The 21,641-nt window shown below is 32.5% G+C and carries 21 protein-coding genes; 7 read left to right on the top strand and 14 right to left on the bottom strand.

Annotated features, from left to right (window positions below; all coding sequences use genetic code 11):
* Positions 1-6: 6 nt before the first annotated feature.
* Entirely contained in the window at positions 7-1,410 is a 1,404-nt protein-coding gene (locus OLM52_RS04510; protein WP_264549952.1) for a TlpA family protein disulfide reductase, read from the bottom strand.
* A gap of 155 nt (positions 1,411-1,565) precedes the next feature.
* Here OLM52_RS04510 and OLM52_RS04505 point away from each other — a divergent pair, with 155 nt between their 5' ends.
* From OLM52_RS04505 to OLM52_RS04480, 6 genes are all read left to right on the top strand, one after another.
* A complete protein-coding gene (locus tag OLM52_RS04505; protein ID WP_264549951.1) occupies positions 1,566-3,185 on the top strand; it encodes an ABC-F family ATP-binding cassette domain-containing protein in 1,620 nt (539 codons plus the stop codon).
* 94 nt (positions 3,186-3,279) lie between these two features.
* Positions 3,280-3,819, top strand: a complete 540-nt coding sequence (pyrR, locus tag OLM52_RS04500) for a bifunctional pyr operon transcriptional regulator/uracil phosphoribosyltransferase PyrR (RefSeq protein ID WP_264549950.1) — start codon at positions 3,280-3,282, stop codon at positions 3,817-3,819.
* A 29-nt stretch (positions 3,820-3,848) separates the two neighbouring features.
* A complete protein-coding gene (locus tag OLM52_RS04495) occupies positions 3,849-4,778 on the top strand; it encodes an aspartate carbamoyltransferase catalytic subunit (RefSeq protein WP_264549949.1) in 930 nt (309 codons plus the stop codon).
* A 37-nt stretch (positions 4,779-4,815) separates the two neighbouring features.
* Positions 4,816-5,148 carry a ribonuclease Z gene (locus OLM52_RS04490; protein ID WP_264549948.1) on the top strand — a complete coding sequence of 111 codons (333 nt, stop codon included), beginning with the start codon at positions 4,816-4,818 and terminating at the stop codon, positions 5,146-5,148.
* 64 nt (positions 5,149-5,212) lie between these two features.
* Positions 5,213-6,118 carry a ribonuclease Z gene (locus OLM52_RS04485; protein WP_264549947.1) on the top strand — a complete coding sequence of 302 codons (906 nt, stop codon included), beginning with the start codon at positions 5,213-5,215 and terminating at the stop codon, positions 6,116-6,118.
* 103 nt (positions 6,119-6,221) lie between these two features.
* On the top strand, positions 6,222-6,878 hold the full coding sequence (locus tag OLM52_RS04480) for an HAD family hydrolase (protein ID WP_264549946.1): 657 nt from the start codon (positions 6,222-6,224) through the stop codon (positions 6,876-6,878).
* Here the strand turns inward: OLM52_RS04480 and OLM52_RS04475 are convergent.
* Genes OLM52_RS04475 through OLM52_RS04460 form a run of 4 tightly spaced genes read right to left on the bottom strand, consistent with a single transcriptional unit; the run spans position 6,875 to position 10,894 of the window.
* Positions 6,875-8,335 (bottom strand): FAD-binding domain-containing protein, encoded by a 1,461-nt coding sequence (locus OLM52_RS04475; RefSeq protein ID WP_264549945.1) that lies wholly within the window; start codon positions 8,333-8,335, stop codon positions 6,875-6,877. The genes OLM52_RS04480 and OLM52_RS04475 overlap by 4 nt on opposite strands.
* 51 nt (positions 8,336-8,386) lie before the next feature.
* The gene (locus tag OLM52_RS04470) at positions 8,387-9,673 is read right to left on the bottom strand and encodes a cryptochrome/photolyase family protein (RefSeq protein ID WP_264549944.1); all 1,287 of its coding nucleotides are present in this window, start codon (positions 9,671-9,673) and stop codon (positions 8,387-8,389) included.
* An 11-nt stretch (positions 9,674-9,684) separates the two neighbouring features.
* Entirely contained in the window at positions 9,685-10,383 is a 699-nt protein-coding gene (locus OLM52_RS04465) for an SDR family NAD(P)-dependent oxidoreductase (RefSeq protein ID WP_264549943.1), read from the bottom strand.
* Positions 10,384-10,429: 46 nt separating this feature from the next.
* Entirely contained in the window at positions 10,430-10,894 is a 465-nt protein-coding gene (locus tag OLM52_RS04460; protein WP_264549942.1) for an SRPBCC family protein, read from the bottom strand.
* Between the two features lie 136 nt (positions 10,895-11,030).
* Between OLM52_RS04460 and OLM52_RS04455 the strand changes: the two genes are divergently transcribed.
* The gene (locus OLM52_RS04455; RefSeq protein ID WP_264549941.1) at positions 11,031-11,882 is read left to right on the top strand and encodes a DUF2911 domain-containing protein; all 852 of its coding nucleotides are present in this window, start codon (positions 11,031-11,033) and stop codon (positions 11,880-11,882) included.
* Between the two features lie 52 nt (positions 11,883-11,934).
* On the opposite strand, the gene OLM52_RS04450 is transcribed toward OLM52_RS04455, so the two are convergent.
* The 9 genes from OLM52_RS04450 to OLM52_RS04410 form a co-directional block, all read right to left on the bottom strand.
* Positions 11,935-13,617, bottom strand: a complete 1,683-nt coding sequence (locus OLM52_RS04450; protein WP_264549940.1) for a sodium:solute symporter — start codon at positions 13,615-13,617, stop codon at positions 11,935-11,937.
* A gap of 209 nt (positions 13,618-13,826) precedes the next feature.
* Positions 13,827-16,271 carry a PIG-L family deacetylase gene (locus OLM52_RS04445; RefSeq protein WP_264549939.1) on the bottom strand — a complete coding sequence of 815 codons (2,445 nt, stop codon included), beginning with the start codon at positions 16,269-16,271 and terminating at the stop codon, positions 13,827-13,829.
* Between the two features lie 76 nt (positions 16,272-16,347).
* On the bottom strand, positions 16,348-17,811 hold the full coding sequence (locus OLM52_RS04440; RefSeq protein WP_264549938.1) for a rhomboid family intramembrane serine protease: 1,464 nt from the start codon (positions 17,809-17,811) through the stop codon (positions 16,348-16,350).
* A gap of 2 nt (positions 17,812-17,813) precedes the next feature.
* A complete protein-coding gene (locus OLM52_RS04435; RefSeq protein WP_264549937.1) occupies positions 17,814-18,350 on the bottom strand; it encodes a mechanosensitive ion channel domain-containing protein in 537 nt (178 codons plus the stop codon).
* Positions 18,343-18,927, bottom strand: coding sequence for a Maf-like protein (locus tag OLM52_RS04430; RefSeq protein WP_264549936.1), 585 nt, complete (start codon positions 18,925-18,927; stop codon positions 18,343-18,345). The genes OLM52_RS04435 and OLM52_RS04430 overlap by 8 nt, the downstream gene beginning before the upstream one ends.
* The gene (locus OLM52_RS04425) at positions 18,917-19,786 is read right to left on the bottom strand and encodes a geranylgeranylglycerol-phosphate geranylgeranyltransferase (RefSeq protein WP_413614421.1); all 870 of its coding nucleotides are present in this window, start codon (positions 19,784-19,786) and stop codon (positions 18,917-18,919) included. The genes OLM52_RS04430 and OLM52_RS04425 overlap by 11 nt, the downstream gene beginning before the upstream one ends.
* A 117-nt stretch (positions 19,787-19,903) precedes the next feature.
* Entirely contained in the window at positions 19,904-20,278 is a 375-nt protein-coding gene (locus tag OLM52_RS04420; RefSeq protein ID WP_264549934.1) for a four helix bundle protein, read from the bottom strand.
* A gap of 71 nt (positions 20,279-20,349) precedes the next feature.
* Positions 20,350-20,877 carry a KdsC family phosphatase gene (locus OLM52_RS04415; protein WP_264549933.1) on the bottom strand — a complete coding sequence of 176 codons (528 nt, stop codon included), beginning with the start codon at positions 20,875-20,877 and terminating at the stop codon, positions 20,350-20,352.
* Positions 20,861-21,619, bottom strand: coding sequence for a Rossmann-like and DUF2520 domain-containing protein (locus OLM52_RS04410; RefSeq protein ID WP_264549932.1), 759 nt, complete (start codon positions 21,617-21,619; stop codon positions 20,861-20,863). Before OLM52_RS04410 ends, OLM52_RS04415 begins: the two co-directional genes overlap by 17 nt.
* Positions 21,620-21,641: the final 22 nt, after the last annotated feature.

The following is a 21,641-nucleotide window of genomic DNA, read 5'->3' as shown; positions in this document are numbered from 1 at the left end:
TGATTTTTATTTTAAGTTTTGTTCAAAGTTGACATCAAAGAAATTTGCAAAACCATTTTTAATAGTTCCATCGGCATTTAAAATGATTACTCGGTGTACTTTAGTAATTACCCATTTTTCTCTAATAGCTTCGAAGTCAACAGCATGTAATTCTTTAATTGCATTCAAATTGTGTGTTTTTAGTGCATTTTTCCATTTAGAATCTGTATCATTAATGTTAATTGCAATAAAATCATAGTTTGCATATTTCCCTTTTAAATCCATCACTTTTTTGTGCGATGCAGCAATGTGTGATTCAGCAGGAGTAGTCCAAAAGAATAAAACGGTTGGTTTTTTTATGGCATTTTGCAAATCAAAAACCTGATTATTGCTGTCAATTAATTCAATTTTTGGTAATTTGTTGCCTACCTTTAAGTTTTGTACCGAATTATAAATTTCAGATATTTCTTTTTCTTGTTCAGTGTCAGTTGAAAGTTCTAAGTAACGTTCAATAAATTTTTGGTTGTTGTACATGTTTTGATCTTCTAACAAGTACATCATCGCAACATTATTTAAAACTACATTTTTTACCTTTTCATTTTTGATTAAAGTATCAGTAATGTTTAACTTTATAATGTTATTTTCTAATGAATTTTCATTTAAATCTTCATTATTATTTTGAAGCGCAACATTATTAAGCATCACACTTACAAACTTTATGTATGGTGAATAATTTGTTAAAACAGCATTATTAAAATCAACTTCATTCCTATGATTGTAGTAATCTTTAGGTAGATTGGTTCTAATATTTTCACCTGTTCTAAATTGGTGTGCGTAGGGATAAATTTCTTTTTTGGTAATATGATGAAAATCTAAACTCGCTTTGGCTATTAGATCAAAATTTTCATCCCAACCAATTTCTGCTTTTTTCTTCAGATAAAATGATTTTCTTATGGCAAAACTTGAATCTATGTTTTTTGTAAATCGCTTTACATCTCTATCAAAAACATCAAACATTAGTGATTTATCGGCTTCATTTTTAAGATATAATTCCATTAAAAAATTATTCTTTTCATCGCCTCTTCCACAAAAAACTATAGAATTATCAAAGTCAAATGAATTAACACGAACCATTAAACTGTCGTTTTTGTCAAAATAAACATACTGATACTCAGGATGGTGTTTAAAAGTATATAATCCTGGAGCTAAAGAATCAAACTTGTGCATGAATCGATTATTTTTGTCTAAATAAATCGTATCAATTACTTCATTATCTTTCATGAAAAGCACAAACTTATCTTGTGGGTTTAATATTTCCCCGCCAAAATAAGCAATATAGTTGTCTTCTTCAAATACCTTTTTACAAGAGGTTAAAGTGGTAAACAGGACGATAGAAAGGGGTAGAAAATATTTTATGTACTTGTTAATCATTAACCAGATTATTAAATTCTAAACAAATGTATTAGTTATAATCAAAACAGCTTGTTAACATTCAGTTAAAATAAACCTATATTAATTATAAATAAAGCATTCAAAAATCTACTATTTTTACTACTTTTGCAACAGTTTTATAAAAAAATACAAAAATGTTAACAGTTTCAAATTTATCGGTTCAATTTGGGAAACGAATTTTATTCGATGAAGTAAATACAACGTTCACACAAGGTAACTGCTACGGAATCATTGGAGCCAATGGTGCTGGGAAATCAACCTTTATGAAAATCATTGCAGGTGAAATGGATCCAACCTCTGGAAGAGTTATTCTTGAACCTGGAAAACGGATGTCGGTTTTAAACCAAAATCACAACTTATTTGACGAACACACTGTTTTAGAAACAGTTTTGATGGGAAATAAAGTATTGCATGCTATTAAAACAGAAATGGATGCTTTGTATGCCGATTATACCGACGAAAATGCCAACAGAATTGGCGAATTGCAATTGCAGTTTGACGAAATGAACGGCTGGAATGCAGAAAGCGATGCAGCTACTATGTTGTCTAACTTAGAAATTGGCGCTGAACATCACTATACTTTAATGAGCGATTTGGATGGAAAACTAAAAGTTCGTGTGTTATTAGCACAAGCTTTATTTGGAAATCCAGATGTATTGATTATGGATGAGCCTACCAACGACTTGGATTTTGAAACCATTGGTTGGTTAGAGAATTTCCTAGCAAATTATGAAAATACAGTTTTAGTGGTTTCGCATGACCGTCACTTTTTAGATGCGGTTTGTACACACGTTTCGGATATTGATTTTGGAAAAATTACACATTATTCTGGAAATTATACGTTTTGGTACGAGTCTTCGCAATTAGCAGCGCGTCAAAAAGCACAACAAAACAAGAAAGCCGAAGAGAAAAAAGCTGAATTAGAAGAATTTATCCGTCGTTTTAGTGCGAATGTGGCAAAATCAAAACAAGCAACTTCTCGTAAAAAAATGATTGAAAAATTAAATTTAGACGAGATTAAACCTTCAAGTAGAAGATATCCAGCAATCATTTTCGATGTAGAAAGAGAAGCGGGAGATCAAATTTTAAACGTGCAAAATTTAGCAGCTTCAATTGAAGGAGAAACTTTGTTTAAAAATGTAGATTTAAACATGGCTAAAGGAGATAAAATTGTGGTTTTTTCTAAAGATTCGAGAGCAACAACTGCTTTTTACGAAATCTTAAACAATAAAATGACAGCTGATGCAGGAACATTTGATTGGGGAATTACCACTACACAATCGTATTTACCAGTTGATAATCATGAATATTTTGATGGAGTAGATTTAAACTTGGTAGATTGGTTACGTCAATGGGTAAAAACAGAAGAAGAACGTGATGAAGTATACGTTCGTGGATTCTTAGGGAAAATGATTTTCTCAGGAGAAGAAGCATTGAAAAAATGTAACGTTTTATCAGGAGGAGAAAAAGTGCGTTGTATGTTGTCGCGTATGATGATGATTAGAGCAAACGTTTTAATGCTAGACGAACCAACGAATCACTTGGACTTAGAATCGATTACAGCTTTTAATAATTCCTTAAATAATTTCAAAGGTTCAGTATTGTTTACTACGCATGACCACGAATTTGCGCAAACCGTAGGAAACAGAATCTTAGAATTAACACCAAATGGCGCCATCGACAGATACATGACATTTGATGAATATTTAGAAGATGACAAAATCAAAGAATTAAGACAAAAAATGTATTCTTAATATCATTCCCGTTGCTAGTTTTAGTAACGGGATTTTTTTTACAATACGATTGCTATTAGAAATATAAATTCTAAATTTGTACAAACAACACACTATGAGTCAAAAAGTTTTGCTCACTTCAAAAGAAGTACACATCATCTTGCATCGATTAGCTTGTCAACTAATTGAAAATCATTTAGATTTCTCAAATACGATCTTAATCGGTTTACAACCTCGAGGTAAATTTTTAGCCGAAAGAATCAAACAAATTTTAGAAACAGAATACCAGGTTTCCAATATTCAATTGGGATTTTTAGACATTACGTTCTTTCGGGATGATTTTAGAAGAGGCGAAAAACCATTAGAAGCCAATAAAACTCAAATTGATTTTTTAGTAGAAGATAAAAAAGTAGTTTTTATTGATGATGTTTTATATACTGGAAGAAGTATCAATGCTGCTTTAACCGCTATTCAATCTTTTGGAAGACCATCAGAAGTAGAATTACTGACTCTAATTGATAGAAGATTTAGTCGTCATTTACCCATTCAACCCGATTATAGAGGAAGGCAAGTAGATGCTATAAATAATGAAAAAGTATTAGTAAAATGGCTTGAAAACGATGGAGAAGATGCCGTTTACCTAATCACAAAATAACATAACTACAAACACACAACTACATATAAATGAAAGAATTATCAGTAAATCATTTAATCGGAATAAAACATATTACCAAACAAGATATCGATTTAATCTTCGAAACGGCAGACCATTTCAAAGAAGTAATCAATCGTCCCATCAAAAAAGTACCCTCATTACGTGATGTAACTATTGCCAATATTTTCTTTGAAAACAGCACAAGAACCAAGCTATCCTTCGAGTTAGCACAAAAACGTTTGTCGGCGGATGTCATTAGTTTTTCGGCAGCTCAATCTTCGGTTAAAAAAGGAGAAACTTTGATAGATACTGTGAATAATATTTTATCCATGAAAGTAGATATGGTGGTGATGCGTCACAGTAGCCCTGGAGCGGCTCACTTTTTATCACAAAACATTAATGCAAGTGTGGTAAATGCTGGAGATGGAGCACACGAGCACCCAACACAAGCGCTATTAGATAGTTTTACGATTAGAGAAAAATTAGGCGATGTAGGCGGAAAGAAAATCGTAATTGTGGGTGATATTTTACATTCAAGAGTAGCCTTGTCCAATATCTTCGCTTTACAAATGCAAGGTGCAGAAGTGAAAGTTTGCGGACCAAAGACGTTGATTCCTAAATACATTGAATCACTTGGAGTAACGGTTGAACCAAATTTACGTAAAGCTTTAGAATGGTGTGATGTAGCTAATATGTTACGCGTTCAGAACGAACGTTTAGATGTGAGTTATTTCCCAACCACAAGAGAATATACCCAACAATACGGAGTAACAAAAGAATTATTAGATTCACTAAATAAAGAAATCGTAATCATGCACCCAGGACCAATCAACAGAGGAGTTGAAATTACTTCAGATGTAGCCGATTCACAGCAATCCGTGATTTTGAATCAGGTGGAAAATGGAGTAGCGGTTCGTATGGCAGTAATTTATTTATTGGCGAGTAAGATTAAGAATTAATTTGTTATATTAGCAGTATATCAGTAATACCACCAAAATGAAAGTAGATCAAAAAGGACATACTACCATTATCAAAGACACACAAAATAATGTGGAAGCTTTTGTGGGTAAAATCACCAATGAATATCATGTGTTTCAAGGTCAGAATTTAATTTTGGATGTAACGTATAATAAAACTCTTGCTAATACTGATTTAGTTCATTTCAAAGAATTGGCAAAAAACCATAAAAAAGCAAAAAAATCAATGATTATTGTTTCCGACGAAGTTGATTTTGATAAAGTACCTAATTATTTAAATGTAGTTCCATCTATTTTAGAAGCACATGACATGATTGAAATGGACGAAATTGAACGCGATTTAGGATTTTAATAAAAGTTTACAGTCTCAGTTTACAGTATTCAGTAACTGCGACTGAAAACTGCGACTGAAAACTATGAAACTACAAATACTCGGCTGTTATGCAGCTACTCCCAGAACCATAACAAATCCAACATCACAAGTTTTAGAGATGAAAAACCATTTGTTTCTAATCGATTGTGGCGAAGGAACGCAAGTGCAATTGCGAAAACACAAAATCAAGTTTTCACGTATTAATCATATTTTTATTTCGCATTTACATGGCGATCATTTTTATGGATTAATCGGTTTAATTTCGACGTTTATGTTGCTAAATCGCGAAAATGATTTGCACGTTTATGGTCCAAAAGGAATCAAAGAAATTATTTTGTTGCAATTGCGTGCTTCGGGTTCATTTACGGGTTATAATTTATATTTTCACGAACTAGAATCAAAAGAAAGTGAAGTAATTTTTGAAGATGAAACCGTAATTGTAAAAACTATTCCGTTAAATCATAGGGTGTATACCAACGGATTTTTGTTTCAAGAAAAGCTAGGAAAACGCCATTTGAATATTGAAGCCGTTGAGAAATATAAAATTGAAAAGGTATATTTTGATAAAATAAAATCGGGTGGAAATGTAACCTTAGATTCAGGGGAAGTGATTGATAATAAATTACTTTCATTGCCTCCTGATGCAACTAAAAGTTATGCTTTTTGTAGTGATACGGTGTATGATGAATCCATTATTCCTATCATTAAGGATGTAGATGTGTTGTATCATGAATCTACTTTTTTAGATTCCGAAGCACATTATACTGAAAAAACCAAACACACTACCGCAAAAGAAGCTGCTCAAATTGCGAAGTTAGCGAATGTAAAACAACTGATTTTGGGACATTATTCTACACGTTATGGTTCCATCGAGCCTTTCAAAACAGAAGCACAAACTATTTTTGAAAACGTACTTTTAGCCGATGACGGTAAAGAATTTGATTTTTAATATAAACAGAATTTTTGGGAACACAGATTAAAGAAATTTCAAAAATTTTAATAATTTCTTTAATCTGTGTTCCCCAAAAAAAACATTTTCAAAATTATAAATTATGATACAAACTGTAATTTTTGATATGGATGGTGTAATTGTTGATACCGAACCGGTACACCATTATGCGTATCACCAACATTTTAAGCAATTAAACATTGAAGTTACTACCGAAATGTATGCTTCCTTTACTGGAAATTCAACGCGTAACATTTTTCAGAAATTAAAAGCACAATTCAATTTAGTAGATGACGTGGAAGATTTGATTTTAACCAAACGAAACCTTTTCAATGATGCCTTCGATTCAAAAGAAGATTTGTATTTAATCGAAGGAGTTGAAGATTTAATCAAAGATTTACACGCCAACGGAATGCAACTAATTGTGGCTTCTTCAGCTTCAAATGTTACAATCAACCGTGTGTTTACCCGTTTTAATTTGCATCAATATTTTACCCATATTGTTTCGGGTGAAGATTTTCCGAAGTCGAAACCACATCCTGCTATTTTTGAACATGCTGCGAGTTTATCGATTGCTCCAAAAGAAAATTGTATTGTAATTGAAGACAGTACGAACGGAATTCAAGCCGCAGTTTCCGCTGGAATTTTTTGTGTGGGTTACAACAGTTTTCATTCCAAAAATCAGGATTTATCAAAAGCAAATGTAGTTATTCAGCATTTTAACGAATTGAATTTTGAGAAAGTTCGTGATTTAAACTAACTCATTTCTCGATCTTGAAACGTGTGTTTTTCAACAATTCGTTTGCTGTCTTTTTTGACGGATTCTTCTTTTCGCATTGACCAAAAGAAATCACTTGAAAACTTTCTGGCTTCTTCTAAATTGACAATTGGAGAAGGATAATCGCGTCCTATTTCAAAATCATACAACATTTGCTCAATGGGTGTTAATTTCCATGGTTCATGAATAAATTCAGCAGGAATATTTGCTAACTCAGGTACCCATTTTTTAATAAAAGTACCATCAGCATCGTGTTCGTATGAATTTTTCACAGGATTATAAACGCGTAACGTATTAATTCCAGTCACACCCGCTTGCATTTGAATTTGAGGATAGTGAATTCCAGGTTCAAAATCTAGGAATTGTTGCGCCAAATGCGGACTGCAATTTTGCCAAGGTTGAAACAAATGATGTGTGTAAAACGAAACCACCAGAGCACGCATTCTAAAATTCAAATAACCTGTTGTATTTAAACAGCGCATGCAAGCATCAACCAGTGGAACACCTGTTTTTCCGGTTATCCAAGCTTTATGATATTTCTCATTGACTCTTTGAATCAAATTGCGATAGCCTTTATTTACGGCTATGAACTCCATTGTGCTTTCCATTTCAAATTTCTGAATAAAATGCGCTTGCCATCGTAATCTTGACGCAAAATTAGAAATCTGACGTTTAAATTTCCCTTGTTGATGCACTTCCCAAGCTTTGGTATACACTTGTCTAATAGATAAATTTCCCCAAGCAATATAAGGCGATAATCGGCTGCATCCTTTTCTACCTAATTCAGGTTTTGAAATGTGATTGCTATAATTTTGCACCCGTTCTTCAAAGAAAGAGTGCATATAACGCAATGCCGTGGGAACACCTCCTTTTTGAAAATTTGGATTATGAACTGTTTTAATCGAAGGAACATCAAAGGCATTTTCTAATTCTTCAATTTCAATATATTTTACAAAACTTCTTGGTGTTGGATGAAATGGTAAACAATCTTTATCCATGTAATCATACCAATCTTCTTTCCATGTTTTTCGGTTTTTGATGCCACGAATGACACCATTTGTGATGTATTCTTTCCAGATGATTCCTTTTTCTTTTAACAATTCAGCTACAGCTAAATCTCTTTCGTATGTTAGTTTTATTCCTGTTTCTTGATGGGAATAAATTTCTCGTATAGAAATAAGTTGTGTTAGCTTTTGAAAAACTGGTACCGCTTCTCCTTGAACAATTAAAATTTGTGTGTGGTATTTTTGGAGTTCTTTTTGAAGTGCTTCTAACGATTGTTTTATAAAATCAAAATGACGCGCACTATAATGATAATCTTTCATCAGCGAAGGTTCAAAAATATAAAGCAACAAAGTCTTGCCCGAAGTCGATAAGGCTTCATGTAAGGCTTCATGATCGTGCAAACGCAAATCTCTCTTGAACCAAACAACTTTCATTTTTAAACAGTTTTTTTACTGAACAATATATACTGAACACTGAATACTGAACTAACCAACTGCTTCTTTGTACACTCTCAAGCATCGTTCTCGTGCTTCTTTGTGATCTACAATTGGTTTTGGATAATATTGGGTTTCCAATTCTGGAATCCATTTTTTGATGTATTTTAAATCTTTGTCAAATTTTTTGATTTGTTCTGTTGGATTGAAAATTCTAAAATATGGTGCAGCATCTACACCAGAACCTGCTGCCCATTGCCAATTTCCAACATTGCTCGCCATTTCGTAATCTAATAGTTTTTGTGCAAAATAAGTTTCGCCCCAGCGCCAATCGATTAATAAATGTTTGCATAAGAAACTAGCAACAATCATACGCACGCGATTGTGCATGTGACCAGTTGCATTTAATTCTCGCATTCCCGCATCAACAAAAGGATAACCTGTTTTTCCTTGACACCATTTTTGAAATAAATCTTCATTGTTTTCCCAAATAATGGCATCGTATTTTGGTCTAAAACTGGTATTTTTAGTATGCGGAAAATGCCATAGAATTTGCATGAAGAATTCGCGCCAAATTAACTCGTTCCAAAAGGTTTCATTTTTTTCTGCAATGGCTTTTGCAATCATTTTTCGAATAGAAACCGCACCAAATCTGAGGTAAATTCCCAGATACGAGGTTTTGTTTAAAGCTGGAAAATTTCGCGTAGCTTCGTAATTCTGAATTAAATTTTCGGAAATATCAAAAGCAGAAACTTTAATTGTTGATTTTTCAAAACCAATATCATCTAATGATAAAAAAGGGTAGGAGTGCTTCGTAATTTTATCCAATTTATCTTCCGATGGATAATGAACTAACTTGATTTTTCTGAAGTTCTCTTTCCATTTTTTTGAATAAGGTGTGTAAACCACATAAGGACTTCCATCATCTTTAACCACTTCACTTTTTTCAAAAATAACCTGGTCTTTCAAAGTTAAAAAAGAAATGCCTTTCGAAACAAACAACTGATTCATTTCCTTGTCGCGCTTACGAGCGTAAGGTTCGTAATCATGATTGGTGTAAACTGCTGTGATTTTATTTTCGGAAATTAATTTGGTAAAAACGTCAATGGGGTTTCCGTGAAAAACCGCTAATGACTTCCCAATTTTACTCAATTCTGACTGAATTTTTTCTAATTGTTCTTGAATAAACGAAACCCTAGCATCATCTTTTGGAAGTTCCGACAAAATAATTTCGTCAAAAATAAAAATTGGGAGAACTTCTTCAGCACTATTTAAAGCATGAAAAAGTCCTACGTTGTCTTCTATTCTTAAATCGCGTCTAAACCAAAAAATATTCATTTTTTATTCTATTATCCGTTTACTAATAATGTTGACATACCGCCATCAACATGGAAAATTTGTCCTGAAATCCAACTGCTTTTATCACTTAATAAAAAGCTTGCCATTTGGGCACTATCTTCTGGTTTTCCAAATCGTTTTAATGGATGACGTTCGGCTGATTTTTCTTGTTTGGTTTCGTTATTTAAGAATTTATCAGCTAATGGAGTGTCGGTTAATGAGGGAGCAATTACGTTTACTCTTATTTTTGGAGCATATTCTGCCGCTAATGCTTTTGCAAAACCTTCAATAGCACCTTTAGCCGCTGCCACACTGGTATGAAATGGCATTCCCATAGAAGCAGCAACACTACTAAAAAGCACGATGCTCGATTGTTCACCTGCAGTTAAATTGGGTAAAACGGCTTGAATTACTTTTACTAAACTAATGAAATTAATTTGTAAATCGGCTTCAAAAGCTTCAGGTTTTAATCCTCTAAACGGACGTAAATTAATACTTCCTGGGCAATAAACCAAACCATCTAAAATTGCAGGTAATTTAGAAGCATCTAAAGTATCGGTAGAGGCGTCAAACGGAATGTGTGTAACGTTCAAACCCGCTAAATTTTCATTGGTTCTAGACGCAACAAAAATGTTATTATCGTTTTGAAGCTCTTGAGCTATAGCTAATCCTATACCATAAGAACCACCTATTAGTAATATGTTTTTCATGATTATTATTTTATCTTGTTAGTTACAGACGCGATAAATCGCATCTCTACACAAATTCGCCAAACATTTCGATTAATTTTTTTCTTCTGTATTCAAAAATTTCATTCAATTTAGGTTTGACTAAAAAAGGATGAACTAATTGTCCTATAATTCCCATCGGAACTTTATAATCGACAATATCTTCCATTTCCACACCACCTGGAATTTCTTTAATAAAGTGTTTGTGATGCCAAAGCGCATATGGTCCAAAACGTTGCTCATCTACAAAATACTGTTTGTCAACAACGTGGGTAATTTCGGTAACCCATTTCGCAGGGATTCCTAAAACAGGTGTAACTATATATTGTATAATTTGCCCTGGAAACATAGGTCTATCTGCTCCAGATAAAATTTTGAATCCCATATATTCAGGAGTAATTTTTTGAAGGTTTTTTGGATCTGAAAGTAAATCCCAAGCTTCGTCAATTGTTATGGGTAAGTTTTGTTTGGTATGTAATCTATAGATTTTCATTTCTTTATTTTTTTGTAAAGTTACAACTTTGTTTAATTATTTTACTAATAACTTAAACAAAAAATATTCATTTAAGTTATTCTTAACATTTGAGTCAATAACAATTTGTAATTTTGGAAAACTAAAAATAAAACCTATGAGAAAAATTATTGTTATGTTGGCTGTTATTTTAGCCAATTTTGTGGTAGAAGCACAAGTTAAAACGCCTCAAGCTAGCCCGTTAGCTAAAATTGATCAAGTTGTTGGATTAACTACAGTACAGATTGAATATTCTAGACCAAGTGCTAAAGGAAGAACTGTTTATGGTGATTTAGTTCCTTATGGAAAAAATTGGAGAACAGGAGCTAATGCAAATACAACTATTTCTTTTAGTGAAGATGTAACTATTGGTGGTAAACAACTTAAAAAGGGTAAATATGCTTTATTTACCACTCCAAAAGCTGATAGCTGGGATGTTATTTTTTATGCAGACACAAATAACTGGGGTTTGCCAGAAGAGTGGGATGAAAGCAAAGTTGCTTTGAGAACTTCTGTTAAACCAGAGACTTTGAATAAATCAGTTGAATCATTTACTATTTTTTTAAATAATTTATCAAATGATTCAGGTGTTTTAGAATTATCATGGGAAAGAACAATTGTTTCAATTCCATTTACGGTTCCTACGCAAGAAGCGGCGATGAAGAGTATTGAAAAAACATTAGCAGGTCCTTCTGCAGGTGATTATTTTTCAGCAGCACAATATTTTTACCAAACGAATGGCGATATGACAAAAGCGTTGTCTTGGGTAAATAGTGCTATTTCTAATTCACCAAAAGGACAAGATGTTCCTTTCTGGTATTTACGTTTAAAATCGTTAATTCAAGCAAAATCGGGTGATAAAAAAGGGGCAATTGCTACGGCAAAAGAATCTTTAGCATTAGCGACAAAAGCAGGAAACGGCGATTATGAAAAAATGAACAAAGACAGCATTGCTGAATGGTCAAAATAATAGTTAATTGTTAATTCAAAAGATAAGTCCCGAAATTAATTCGGGACTTTTTTTATGGTGTTTTATTGAAAGATTTTTGCAAAATTAAACCTAATAGTATGGTTAGAACGGCTCCAATGAAATTGAGCCACAAATAACTCACTACATCCAAATAAAAAATATAGAAAATGGTTAATTGACTGATACAAGCTGCTATAAAAGCTGCTTTTCCTTTGATGTAATTGAAATAAAACCCGATTAAGAAAATACCTAAAACAGTTCCGTAGAAAATAGAACCAATGATGTTTACTAACTGAATTAAATTTTCGAATAACGAACTAACGCATGCAAATCCGATAGCAACAATTCCCCAAAATACCGTAAAATATTGTGTTGCATATACATAATGTTTATCAGATTTTGCACTTACATTTCTTTTATAAATGTCAATTGCTGATGTTGCTCCTAAAGAGTTTAAACCCGAAGCACTTGAAGACATAGCAGCACTAAAGATAACCGCTAAAAGTAGTCCTAAAAGGCCTTTAGGAAGATAGTTTAAGATAAAATATAAAAAAACATAATCTTTATCGTTGGTTTCTGTTTTTCCATCTATTTTTTTGATGACATCTTTGGCGTCTTCACGTAAATCTTTTTCTTTTAGCGAAAGCGCTACCATTTGTTTCTTTAAAATTGGATTATCAAATTCATTGTGTTTTAGCTGTTGAATATAAATTTGATTTACAATTTTTTTATCGGTGTTTAATTGGGCTAATTTATTTTCTAAATTTTCATATTCCTCTTTTTGCTCAGAGGCTTTTACTTTTTCAACATTAGTTGGATTAAAATGCAAAGGCGCATCATTGAATTGAAAGAAGACAAACACTAAAACTCCTGTTAAAAGAATAAAAAATTGCATTGGAACTTTCAACAATCCGTTCATGATTAAACCCATTTGACTTTCTTTTACTGATTTTCCAGAAAGATAACGGCCTACTTGCGATTGATCGGTTCCAAAATAGGAAAGCATTAAGAAAAATCCTCCCGTAATACCACTCCAAAACGTGTATCGCGTTTCGGGATTGTATGAAAAATCTAAAATATCCATTTTTCCATTGGCACCTGCAAGGTGTAAGACATTTGAAAAATCAACTTCTTGAGGTAAATTTGCTAAAATATAGAAGAAAATGATGAACATACCGCTCATAATCACAAACATTTGTTGCTTTTGAGTCACATTCACTGCTTTTGTACCACCTGTAACGGTGTATACAATCACCAAAATTCCAATGATTATATTCAGCATATTTAAATTCCAACCTAAAAGTGCTGATAAGATTATTGAAGGCGCATAAATTGTGATTCCTGTTCCTAAACCTCTTTGAATTAGGAATAAAATAGCAGCCAAAGTTCGGGTTTGCACATTGAAGCGTTGTTCTAAATATTCATAAGCGGTGTACACTTGTAATCGATGATAAATAGGAATAAAAGTATATGCAATTACAATCATTGCTAATGGCAGACCAAAATAGAATTGTACAAAACCCATTCCGTCATGATAGGCTTGACCAGGTGTGGATAAAAAAGTAATAGCACTCGCTTGTGTTGCCATAACCGAAACCCCAACAGTAAACCATGGTGTTTCGTTATTATCTAGTAAATAATCTTTGACGTTGGCACTTCCTTTGGTTTTCAAAGCACCATAAATCACGATAAAAAAGAGAGTGGTGGATAATACAATCCAATCTAAAATTTCCATATTAGTTGTATATTTCCATTAGTAAATAGAAAATAAGAATATATATAGCATTAAGTATCAAAACGATGCTATAACTTTTTTTCCATTTGTGTTTTTCTTCCATGTTTTTTTTTTGTTTCAGGTTTCAAGTTTCAGGTTCAAAATCAAGTTCAAGTTCAAATAATATTTCAATTATCAATCACTCATCATCAAACACCCATCACTCATCATCAATCTAATGCAATTATATTTGCTAATAATCGATAGGCACCACTTACACCTTCTGGTAATTCTCTAAAGAAACTTAAACCTGTATAAATGTAATTTCCTTTTCCAAATTTGGCAATGACCAAACCACCAGTTTTTGAAGATTCGCCTTCATCATTAGAAGCTAAAATAGGAATAAATTCGGAACTCCATTTGTTTGGATAGTATAAACCTTGCTCTTGAACCCAGCCTGTGAAATCTTTTTCAGTAATTTTGTTGGGTTGATTAAGTACTTTATGAGTTGGAGTTACAAAAGTAACCTTTGCATTTTCATCGGTAACTCTATCTCTTGAAAGTTCTAAATTATAGGGTGCTATTTCTTTAGTAATCAAATTATTAGTGGTGTTGTATTGAACGATTAAATTACCTCCGTTTTCTACATATTGAAACAGTATTTTATTCTTATATTTTAATTCTTCAACCACATTAAAAGCTCTAATTCCTAAGATTACAGCATCATATTGTTGTAGTTTTTCTGTTGAAATTTCGTTCGGATTAATTGTCGAAACTTTAAACCCGAGATGTTCTAAATTTTTGTTTACTTCATCGCCAGCGCCCATGATATAGCCAATATTTTTGCCCTTAATTTCGATGTCCAATTTTACTAATTTAGATTCAGAAGGCACTAAAATAGTTTGTTTAGGAATGTGTGGATATTGAATGGTGATTAGTTTATTATTGAAAGTTTGATTACCAATTTGAGCTTTTGCGCTCAATTTTGTGGCTATTTCGGGTTTAGTTGGGTACAAAGTAAACGTGAATTTTTTCTCTTCGTTTTTGGTTGTAATTTCAAACGGAATTTCTTTTGGATTTACTTTCCAGTCGGTCGGTATATTCAACGATAAAACGCCTTTTGCATTGGCCTTGTGCGCTTTTACTGAAACCGTAATTTCTTTGGTTTGTGTTCCGTTGAAAATAATTACTTCAGGTTCAATTTTTGTAGTAACATCAGGTAAAACAGTAAAAGGAACATAGGTTTCTCCGTCATCGGGATTATTGAATTTGTAACAAATATTCTTTATAAATTCAATTGTTTTTCCTTCAATTTCAATGGTGAAAACGACTGGAAAATTTGATGAAATTTCAGGAAGAATTCGAATTGCTTTATCTGAAACACGATACATCCCTTCAGTTTGTTTTTCTTTTAACCAAAATAAGTTTGAATAATCAACCGTTTCTCCAATAATTACATTTTTAATTGGAAAACTTGTTTTTTCGTTATTCTTTAACAAAGCATTTTTTGTTAGTATTGGGAGTTGTAATGCTTTCACAGAAATCAATTTTGCATTCGATTGACTTCGATTAATAACTTCGATATTGATATTAAAATTACTATCTTTTGTTGTCGTTTCAGTGTCGGCCACGGCTTCCATAAACAAACCACTACACGCTTCAATAATCTTAATAATCTGTTTTGATTTGCTGTTTTTCCAATGTGAATCTTCTAAATTCTGAATCAAATCATACGCTTTTATTAAATTCGGAATATGTACTGATGGATTTCCAAAGTTGAAATTCTTTTCAATTTCGTATAAAATTGTTCCAATTTCATTACCGCCTTTTACTCGATTCCATGAGGTGTCTATTCCTTCAAATAGGTTGGTATTGCTAGGTAAATCTCCTTTTAAAAGTTCTAAATATTCGGTTTCGTCGCCACGACTTCCTAAAGTCCCAAAGCCTTGACATTTGTGCTGACTTCTGCTCAAAGCAGCAATTTCGTTGTTACTTTTTCCTTTTAACGGATAATAAACATTAGAATTTATCGCTAATAATTTTGATTTATCGGCTGCATCAAAGGCTTCTTGACTTCCGTAAAACCACCATGAAGTATTGAAAAATATGCGTTTTGGTTGGTGTTTTACTAAATCATATGCTTCCAAACTCAACATAGCCGAAGCTGTGTGATGTCCGTGTGTTGTCCCTGGTGTGTTGTGGCTAAATCGGTTAATAACAATGTCTGGACGGAATGTTTCAATCACTTGAATGACATCTTCCATAACTTCGTTTTTGTTCCAAATGGAGAAGGTTTCATTCGGTTCTTTTGAAAATCCGAAGTCATTTGCACGTGTGAAAAACTGTTCGCCACCGTCAATTCTTCTTGCAGCTAACAATTCTTGTGTTCTAATGGCTCCTAATTTTTCTCTTAATTCTGTTCCAATTAAATTTTGACCACCATCGCCACGAGTTAGCGATAAATAAGCTGTTTGTGCGTGATAATGATTGGAAAAATAGGTAATTAACTTGGTGTTTTCATCATCAGGATGAGCTGCAACATACAATACTTTTCCTAAAAAATTTAGTTTTTGAACTTGTTCATAAATTTCTACTGCATTTAGTTTTTGTGGTGCTTGCGCAAATGAAATTATAGAAATTAAAAATATATAAATTGAAGTAATGCTTCTGTTCATTGTAATGGATTTGTTTCAAAAATAAGGAAATAAAAAAAAGGAAGTTTTAGTTGCTTCCTTTTTTAACACTATTTTATTAATTGGTTACGGTAAAAATGATGTTATTTATTTCTTGATTTACCTCTATGAGTTTTTGATCAAATTTATCTGATTCGGATTCAATTTTTTGTCGAATGAGTCCTGTTTGTTTAATTCTAAGTAAAACATATTGTTTTAAAAGAACATTTTTTTTCAAAGCATCTTTCGGAATGCTGTAATTTTCAATTTCATTTACAATTTTTAAATTTTCATTCCAATAGTACATAGTGTGGTTTTCGATGTAATTTAACATGTCTTCTTTTTGAGAAGTATTTTGGTATTGGATATCAAGCGCTAGTGTTTCATTATCAACAAAATCCTTCATTTTGATGTCGTATAATTCAAAATAATTCAATTTTTTACCACTAGTAGTTTTATAGTTTTTAATTGGATTTGGAATTTTTTCGAGTACTAAATAGGAACAACTAATTCCTAAAAATGAAATTATTCCTAGAATCCAATAGTTCAATTCTTTTGATTCTTTGTTTATTAAACCATAAAAGAAAGCATATCCGATAATGCATCCAGAAATCAATCCACCCAAATGTGCTGCGCCATCAATTCCTTCTTTTAGACCATTCACTAAATTTAAACCAATGTATATAAAGATGTATGTTAACATCGATTTTCTGGCGTTTTTGTCTAAATAATTTGTTGTTAATAAAGCTAAAAAAATCCCAAATAAACCAAATATGGCTCCAGAAGCACCTGCACTTAGCGTAAAGGTATTCCACCACAAACTAGCTGTACTTGCAATAAACCCAGTGATTAAGTATCCAACAATAAATTTATATTTTCCAATTATTGGTTCTAAAATACTTCCTATAAAAATTAAAGCATAAAGATTCATAATTAAATGTATGATACCAATATGAACAAAAATGCATGAAAACAAACGCCAATATGCACCATTTAATGTAATTGTTCTTTCGTTTGCTCCCCATTTTATTAAGTCTTCTGCAGCGGGTGAAATGATATTTGTTCCGTCAACAACCATTAATACAAATACCAAAATGTTTAGAAAGATCAGAATTGGAGTAAAAAAGTATTCTTTAGTGGGGATAAAAACAGCTAAATAGTCTTTAAAACTACCCTTCTTTTTTTGAATTGTATCAAAACTACTTTTCTGCGTTTCTAAAACTGGAGTTTCAGTATACTCATATTTTTTTAACTGTTCGAGTAGCGCTTCAATATTTTTTTTGTTTTTACCCCAATCAACTAATTGATTGCCAACACATGTACTTTCAATACTAATGTTTCTGTCTGAGATTTCAATTGTAATTGATTCTCCCCAAGAACTTAATGATAGAGAGGTATGCCCTTCGATTTTAGTCTCAGATGTTGTTACTATTTTCCAATTTAGTGCATTAAAAGCTTGTTGAACAGATTGATTGAAAGAAATTGCTTCGACTTCGGTAATTTCAAATTCAATTTTGTAGTGTGGAATTAATTTATTTTTCATACTTAATCAAAAAATTCTCTTTCTTCAGGATTGTTTTTTAGTACCGAAATTCCTTTTTGCATTAGCAAATTGTTTGGATAGGTAACCATTTCTCCTTCAGAAGATTTTAAAATGACATAAAACGCTTTAATATCGTCAATTTCACCTTCAATAGGGAAATCTTTATCGTGGATTTTAATTCTGTCTCCAATTTTAAAAGGATACGAAAAGAATAAAATAATTCCTGCTGTAATGTTACTCAAAATCGACCATTGTGCAAACGAAGCAACTCCCACAACTGCAAATACGGAAGAAATGAAAAGCAAAATTTGATCTTTTTTTACTCCCCAAATAATTACAATTGAAATTAAAGCTAAAATGCCTAAAAGAAGGTTTATGTATTTGATTACCAAATTTGTACGGTGTTCTAAAACTTCATTTAAAGTGGCATATTTGCGCACTAATTTATTCGAGCTGAAGCGTAAAATAAAGTAAACCAACAACACAACTAATGTTGCTATTTCTTGGTCTAAATAGGGGTTTTCAATGAGTTTAAGCATAGTGCATTAATTTTTGAAACAACATTTCGGTTGGTAATCCTACAACATTAGTGTATGAACCTTCTATTTTTGAAATTCCGATTAAGCCAATCCAGTCTTGGATTCCATAGCTTCCTGCTTTATCAAAAGGTTTATAATTATCTAAGTAATAACGAATATTTTCATCAGAAAGTGCTGCAAAAGTTACTTTTGTTGTACAATGAAAAATGTCGACTTTTGATACCGATTTCAAACAAACAGAAGTGATTACTTCATGTGTTTGATTGGCTAATTGTTGCAACATTTTGAAGGCATCGTCATAATCTTTTGGTTTACCTAATGCTTTTTCGTTCAGCCAAACAATAGTATCACTTGTGACTAAAATATCGTTCTCTTTTAGCTCATTTTCAAAGGCATTGGCTTTTAATTCGGCTAAAAAATTCGTAATTTCTTCGGCTTTTAAATGATTGGGATAAATTTCTTCCACGTCTTTTAACTGAATCGAAAAATTCAAATCCATTTCTTTAAAAAACTGTTGTCTTCTAGGTGAACCCGAAGCTAAAATGATGTTTTTATGGTGTAAAATTTTATTGAGCATATTTTAAATTCAAAACAATTACGGCAATAGACAAAATTCCGAAAAACAAAACAATTTTTAACATTGTGCTTAAATGATGAAATTCTTTTTTTGTTGTAGCATTAATTAATTTTGCTCCAAAATAAACCAAAGGCCCAAACACAAATACCAATGCATAATAAATGGTATAATCCAATTCAAAAAGAGAAGTTTTTAAATAGTAGGCAAGAATTACTATGGCCATTATAGTTAAAACACCCACAAGTATTTTGGTTTTTTGAATCCCGATAGCAATAGGCAACGTGTTGATTCCTGTTTGATAATCGCCATCCATATCTTCTAAATCTTTGACAATTTCTCGAATTAAGTTGATGATAAAAGCAAAAATTGCATAATCAATTAGAATATCAAATGCTCTATCCATTCTGCTATAATTTTCCAAATCTGTTGCCGGAAAAATATCAAATAAAGCAATAATGACAATACTTATGGAAAGTAATAAGGCAACAATTATATTTCCTAAAAGCGGAATTTGTTTCAAATTAGTAGCATAAACATACAATAAAGTAGCGACCAAAATAAACATCGAAGCAAAGGTTGGTTTGTAGATTACATTGGAAAGATAAAATCCAATTCCAACCCCAATGATAGTAAGTACAATGTACCAATTATAAGCACCAGTTTCTGATATTGAAACGCCAACCACACGGTTTTGAGGTTTCGCAATTTCGTCGGTATCTTGATCCATAATATTGTTAATGACATAGCCACCTGCAGCAATACAAACGGTTGAAATTACCAACAAAATGTAATTGAATTCGGTCAACGCTAAATCAATATAGGATTGTGCTAAGAATAAATAACGAAAAACAAGCTGCATAAAAGCAAGCATTAGTAAATTTTGGTATCGAATTAGTTTTAAGTATTTCATGTTTCAGTGTTCAGTGTTCAGTATTCAGTGTTCAGTATTCAGTATTCAGTGTTCAGTGTTCGGTGTTCAGTGTTCGGTTTTTACACCGAATTTAGTTGGATTTAATAACATATAATTTATCAGTTTTCCGACTTCTTTATTCTTTTCGGTTAATTCGTTGAAAGTGTTTTCGTTTATGTATTTGCAGGCGTAAGCGAATTCTAACCAAGTTTGTGTTTCAGAGTTTTCGGCATCACTATCTGTCAATTTACTATGAAAGTGTTTTGGATAAACTCTTTTTCGATAAGATTCAGCAAAATTTGCACAAACACTTCGAGACGAACGTCTAATTTGGTCAGTGAGTGAATAGGTTTCTTCTTTTGGAAACGATTTTGAAACTTCAAAAATCTCCATTGCAACTTCAAATCCTTTTTTATAAGCTAATAAATCTTGATAAATCATTTTATAGTATTAATAGTTTATACACAATCTATTCAACTGACCACTCCACACTCCACACTGACCACTTATCATTAATCAAACTTCGCATCAAAATGTTCCATCCATTTGCCTTGTACTTTCATGACTTGTTCGATTACATCACGAACGGCACCTTTTCCGCCTTCTATGTGCGAAATGTATTTTGAAATGCCTTTGATTTCAGGAACTGCATTTTGTGGACACGTTGGTAAACCTACTAATTGCATTACATGATAATCTGGAATATCGTCGCCCATGTATAACACGTTTTCAGATTTTATATTGTAAATATCGGTGAATTCTTTGAAGGTGTCGACTTTGTTTGGAACGCCTAAATGAATATCGGTAATGCCTAAATTTCTCAAACGAACGCGAACCCCTTCGTTGCTTCCGCCCGAAATGATACAAACGGTGTAGCCATTTTCAACAGCTGCTTTCATGGCATAACCATCTCTGATGTTCATGTTGCGAAGCATTTCGCCTGTTGGGGTTACGTGAATGGTTCCGTCGGTGAGCACTCCGTCTACATCGAAGACAAAAGTGGTTATTTCATTCATGAGTTCTTTATAACTTTTTGACATGTTGTATCGATTGTGTAAGTAATTGGTATAGGTTTTTATATTCGGGATTTTCTAAGAAATCCAAATGTTTTTCAATGGTTTTGGTGTCATTTCGTAAAGCCGGACCTGTTTGTGCTTCTTTAGGCGAAAGTTCCCTAATTTTATGAGCTGTTTCCTGAATTAACGGATGCAATACTTCAAACGGAACGTTGTTTTCTTCGCAAATTTCATTTCCAATTTGGTACAAATGATTCACGAAATTACAAACAAAAACAGCAGCTACATGCAAACTTTTTCGTTGTTCGGAATTGATGCGGACTACCTTTTGTGAAATGGAATTCCCTAATTTTTCTAAGAGTTGGTAATCGGTTTCATTTTCAGCTTCCAAGCAAATAGGAATAGGAGTGAAGTCGATTTCTTTGCCTTTAGTAAAGGTTTGTAACGGATAAAAAACACCTTTTCTGTTTTTAGCATTCAATATCGAAAGTTCAGACGAACCCGAAGTATGCACAACTAAACGATTTTCAAAGGGTAACTGTACAGAAACTTCTGCAATGGCATTATCTGAAACCGAAATAATGTACAAATCAGCCTCCGCAATTTTTTGATAATCTGAAGTAATTTTGGTTGCAGGAAGCAAATGCGATAAATGACTTGGGTTACGAGCAAAGGCTTGCACCAAATCCACATTTTTTGCGTGTAACAACACCTGAATTAGATGTTGTGCCACATTTCCAGAACCAATTAAAACGACTTTTATCATGGCGCTAAAATAGTGAATTTTG

The organism is Flavobacterium sp. N2820, assembly GCF_025947285.1.
GTDB lineage: Bacteria > Bacteroidota > Bacteroidia > Flavobacteriales > Flavobacteriaceae > Flavobacterium.
Note: the sequence above shows the minus strand (reverse complement) of the source record. Positions and strands in the feature narration are given on the sequence as shown.

Bases quoted from the DNA above. Each gene is read 5' to 3' on its own strand.
- OLM52_RS04510 (WP_264549952.1), bottom strand. From the start codon at position 1,410: ATGATTAACAAGTACATAAAATATTTTCTACCCCTTTCTATCGTCCTG.
- OLM52_RS04505 (WP_264549951.1), top strand. From the start codon at position 1,566: ATGTTAACAGTTTCAAATTTATCGGTTCAATTTGGGAAACGAATTTTA.
- pyrR (WP_264549950.1), top strand. From the start codon at position 3,280: ATGAGTCAAAAAGTTTTGCTCACTTCAAAAGAAGTACACATCATCTTG.
- OLM52_RS04495 (WP_264549949.1), top strand. From the start codon at position 3,849: ATGAAAGAATTATCAGTAAATCATTTAATCGGAATAAAACATATTACC.
- OLM52_RS04490 (WP_264549948.1), top strand. From the start codon at position 4,816: ATGAAAGTAGATCAAAAAGGACATACTACCATTATCAAAGACACACAA.
- OLM52_RS04485 (WP_264549947.1), top strand. From the start codon at position 5,213: ATGAAACTACAAATACTCGGCTGTTATGCAGCTACTCCCAGAACCATA.
- OLM52_RS04480 (WP_264549946.1), top strand. From the start codon at position 6,222: ATGATACAAACTGTAATTTTTGATATGGATGGTGTAATTGTTGATACC.
- OLM52_RS04475 (WP_264549945.1), bottom strand. From the start codon at position 8,335: ATGAAAGTTGTTTGGTTCAAGAGAGATTTGCGTTTGCACGATCATGAA.
- OLM52_RS04470 (WP_264549944.1), bottom strand. From the start codon at position 9,673: ATGAATATTTTTTGGTTTAGACGCGATTTAAGAATAGAAGACAACGTA.
- OLM52_RS04465 (WP_264549943.1), bottom strand. From the start codon at position 10,383: ATGAAAAACATATTACTAATAGGTGGTTCTTATGGTATAGGATTAGCT.
- OLM52_RS04460 (WP_264549942.1), bottom strand. From the start codon at position 10,894: ATGAAAATCTATAGATTACATACCAAACAAAACTTACCCATAACAATT.
- OLM52_RS04455 (WP_264549941.1), top strand. From the start codon at position 11,031: ATGAGAAAAATTATTGTTATGTTGGCTGTTATTTTAGCCAATTTTGTG.
- OLM52_RS04450 (WP_264549940.1), bottom strand. From the start codon at position 13,617: ATGGAAATTTTAGATTGGATTGTATTATCCACCACTCTCTTTTTTATC.
- OLM52_RS04445 (WP_264549939.1), bottom strand. From the start codon at position 16,271: ATGAACAGAAGCATTACTTCAATTTATATATTTTTAATTTCTATAATT.
- OLM52_RS04440 (WP_264549938.1), bottom strand. From the start codon at position 17,811: ATGAAAAATAAATTAATTCCACACTACAAAATTGAATTTGAAATTACC.
- OLM52_RS04435 (WP_264549937.1), bottom strand. From the start codon at position 18,350: ATGCTTAAACTCATTGAAAACCCCTATTTAGACCAAGAAATAGCAACA.
- OLM52_RS04430 (WP_264549936.1), bottom strand. From the start codon at position 18,927: ATGCTCAATAAAATTTTACACCATAAAAACATCATTTTAGCTTCGGGT.
- OLM52_RS04425 (WP_413614421.1), bottom strand. From the start codon at position 19,786: ATGCAGCTTGTTTTTCGTTATTTATTCTTAGCACAATCCTATATTGAT.
- OLM52_RS04420 (WP_264549934.1), bottom strand. From the start codon at position 20,278: ATGATTTATCAAGATTTATTAGCTTATAAAAAAGGATTTGAAGTTGCA.
- OLM52_RS04415 (WP_264549933.1), bottom strand. From the start codon at position 20,877: ATGTCAAAAAGTTATAAAGAACTCATGAATGAAATAACCACTTTTGTC.
- OLM52_RS04410 (WP_264549932.1), bottom strand. From the start codon at position 21,619: ATGATAAAAGTCGTTTTAATTGGTTCTGGAAATGTGGCACAACATCTA.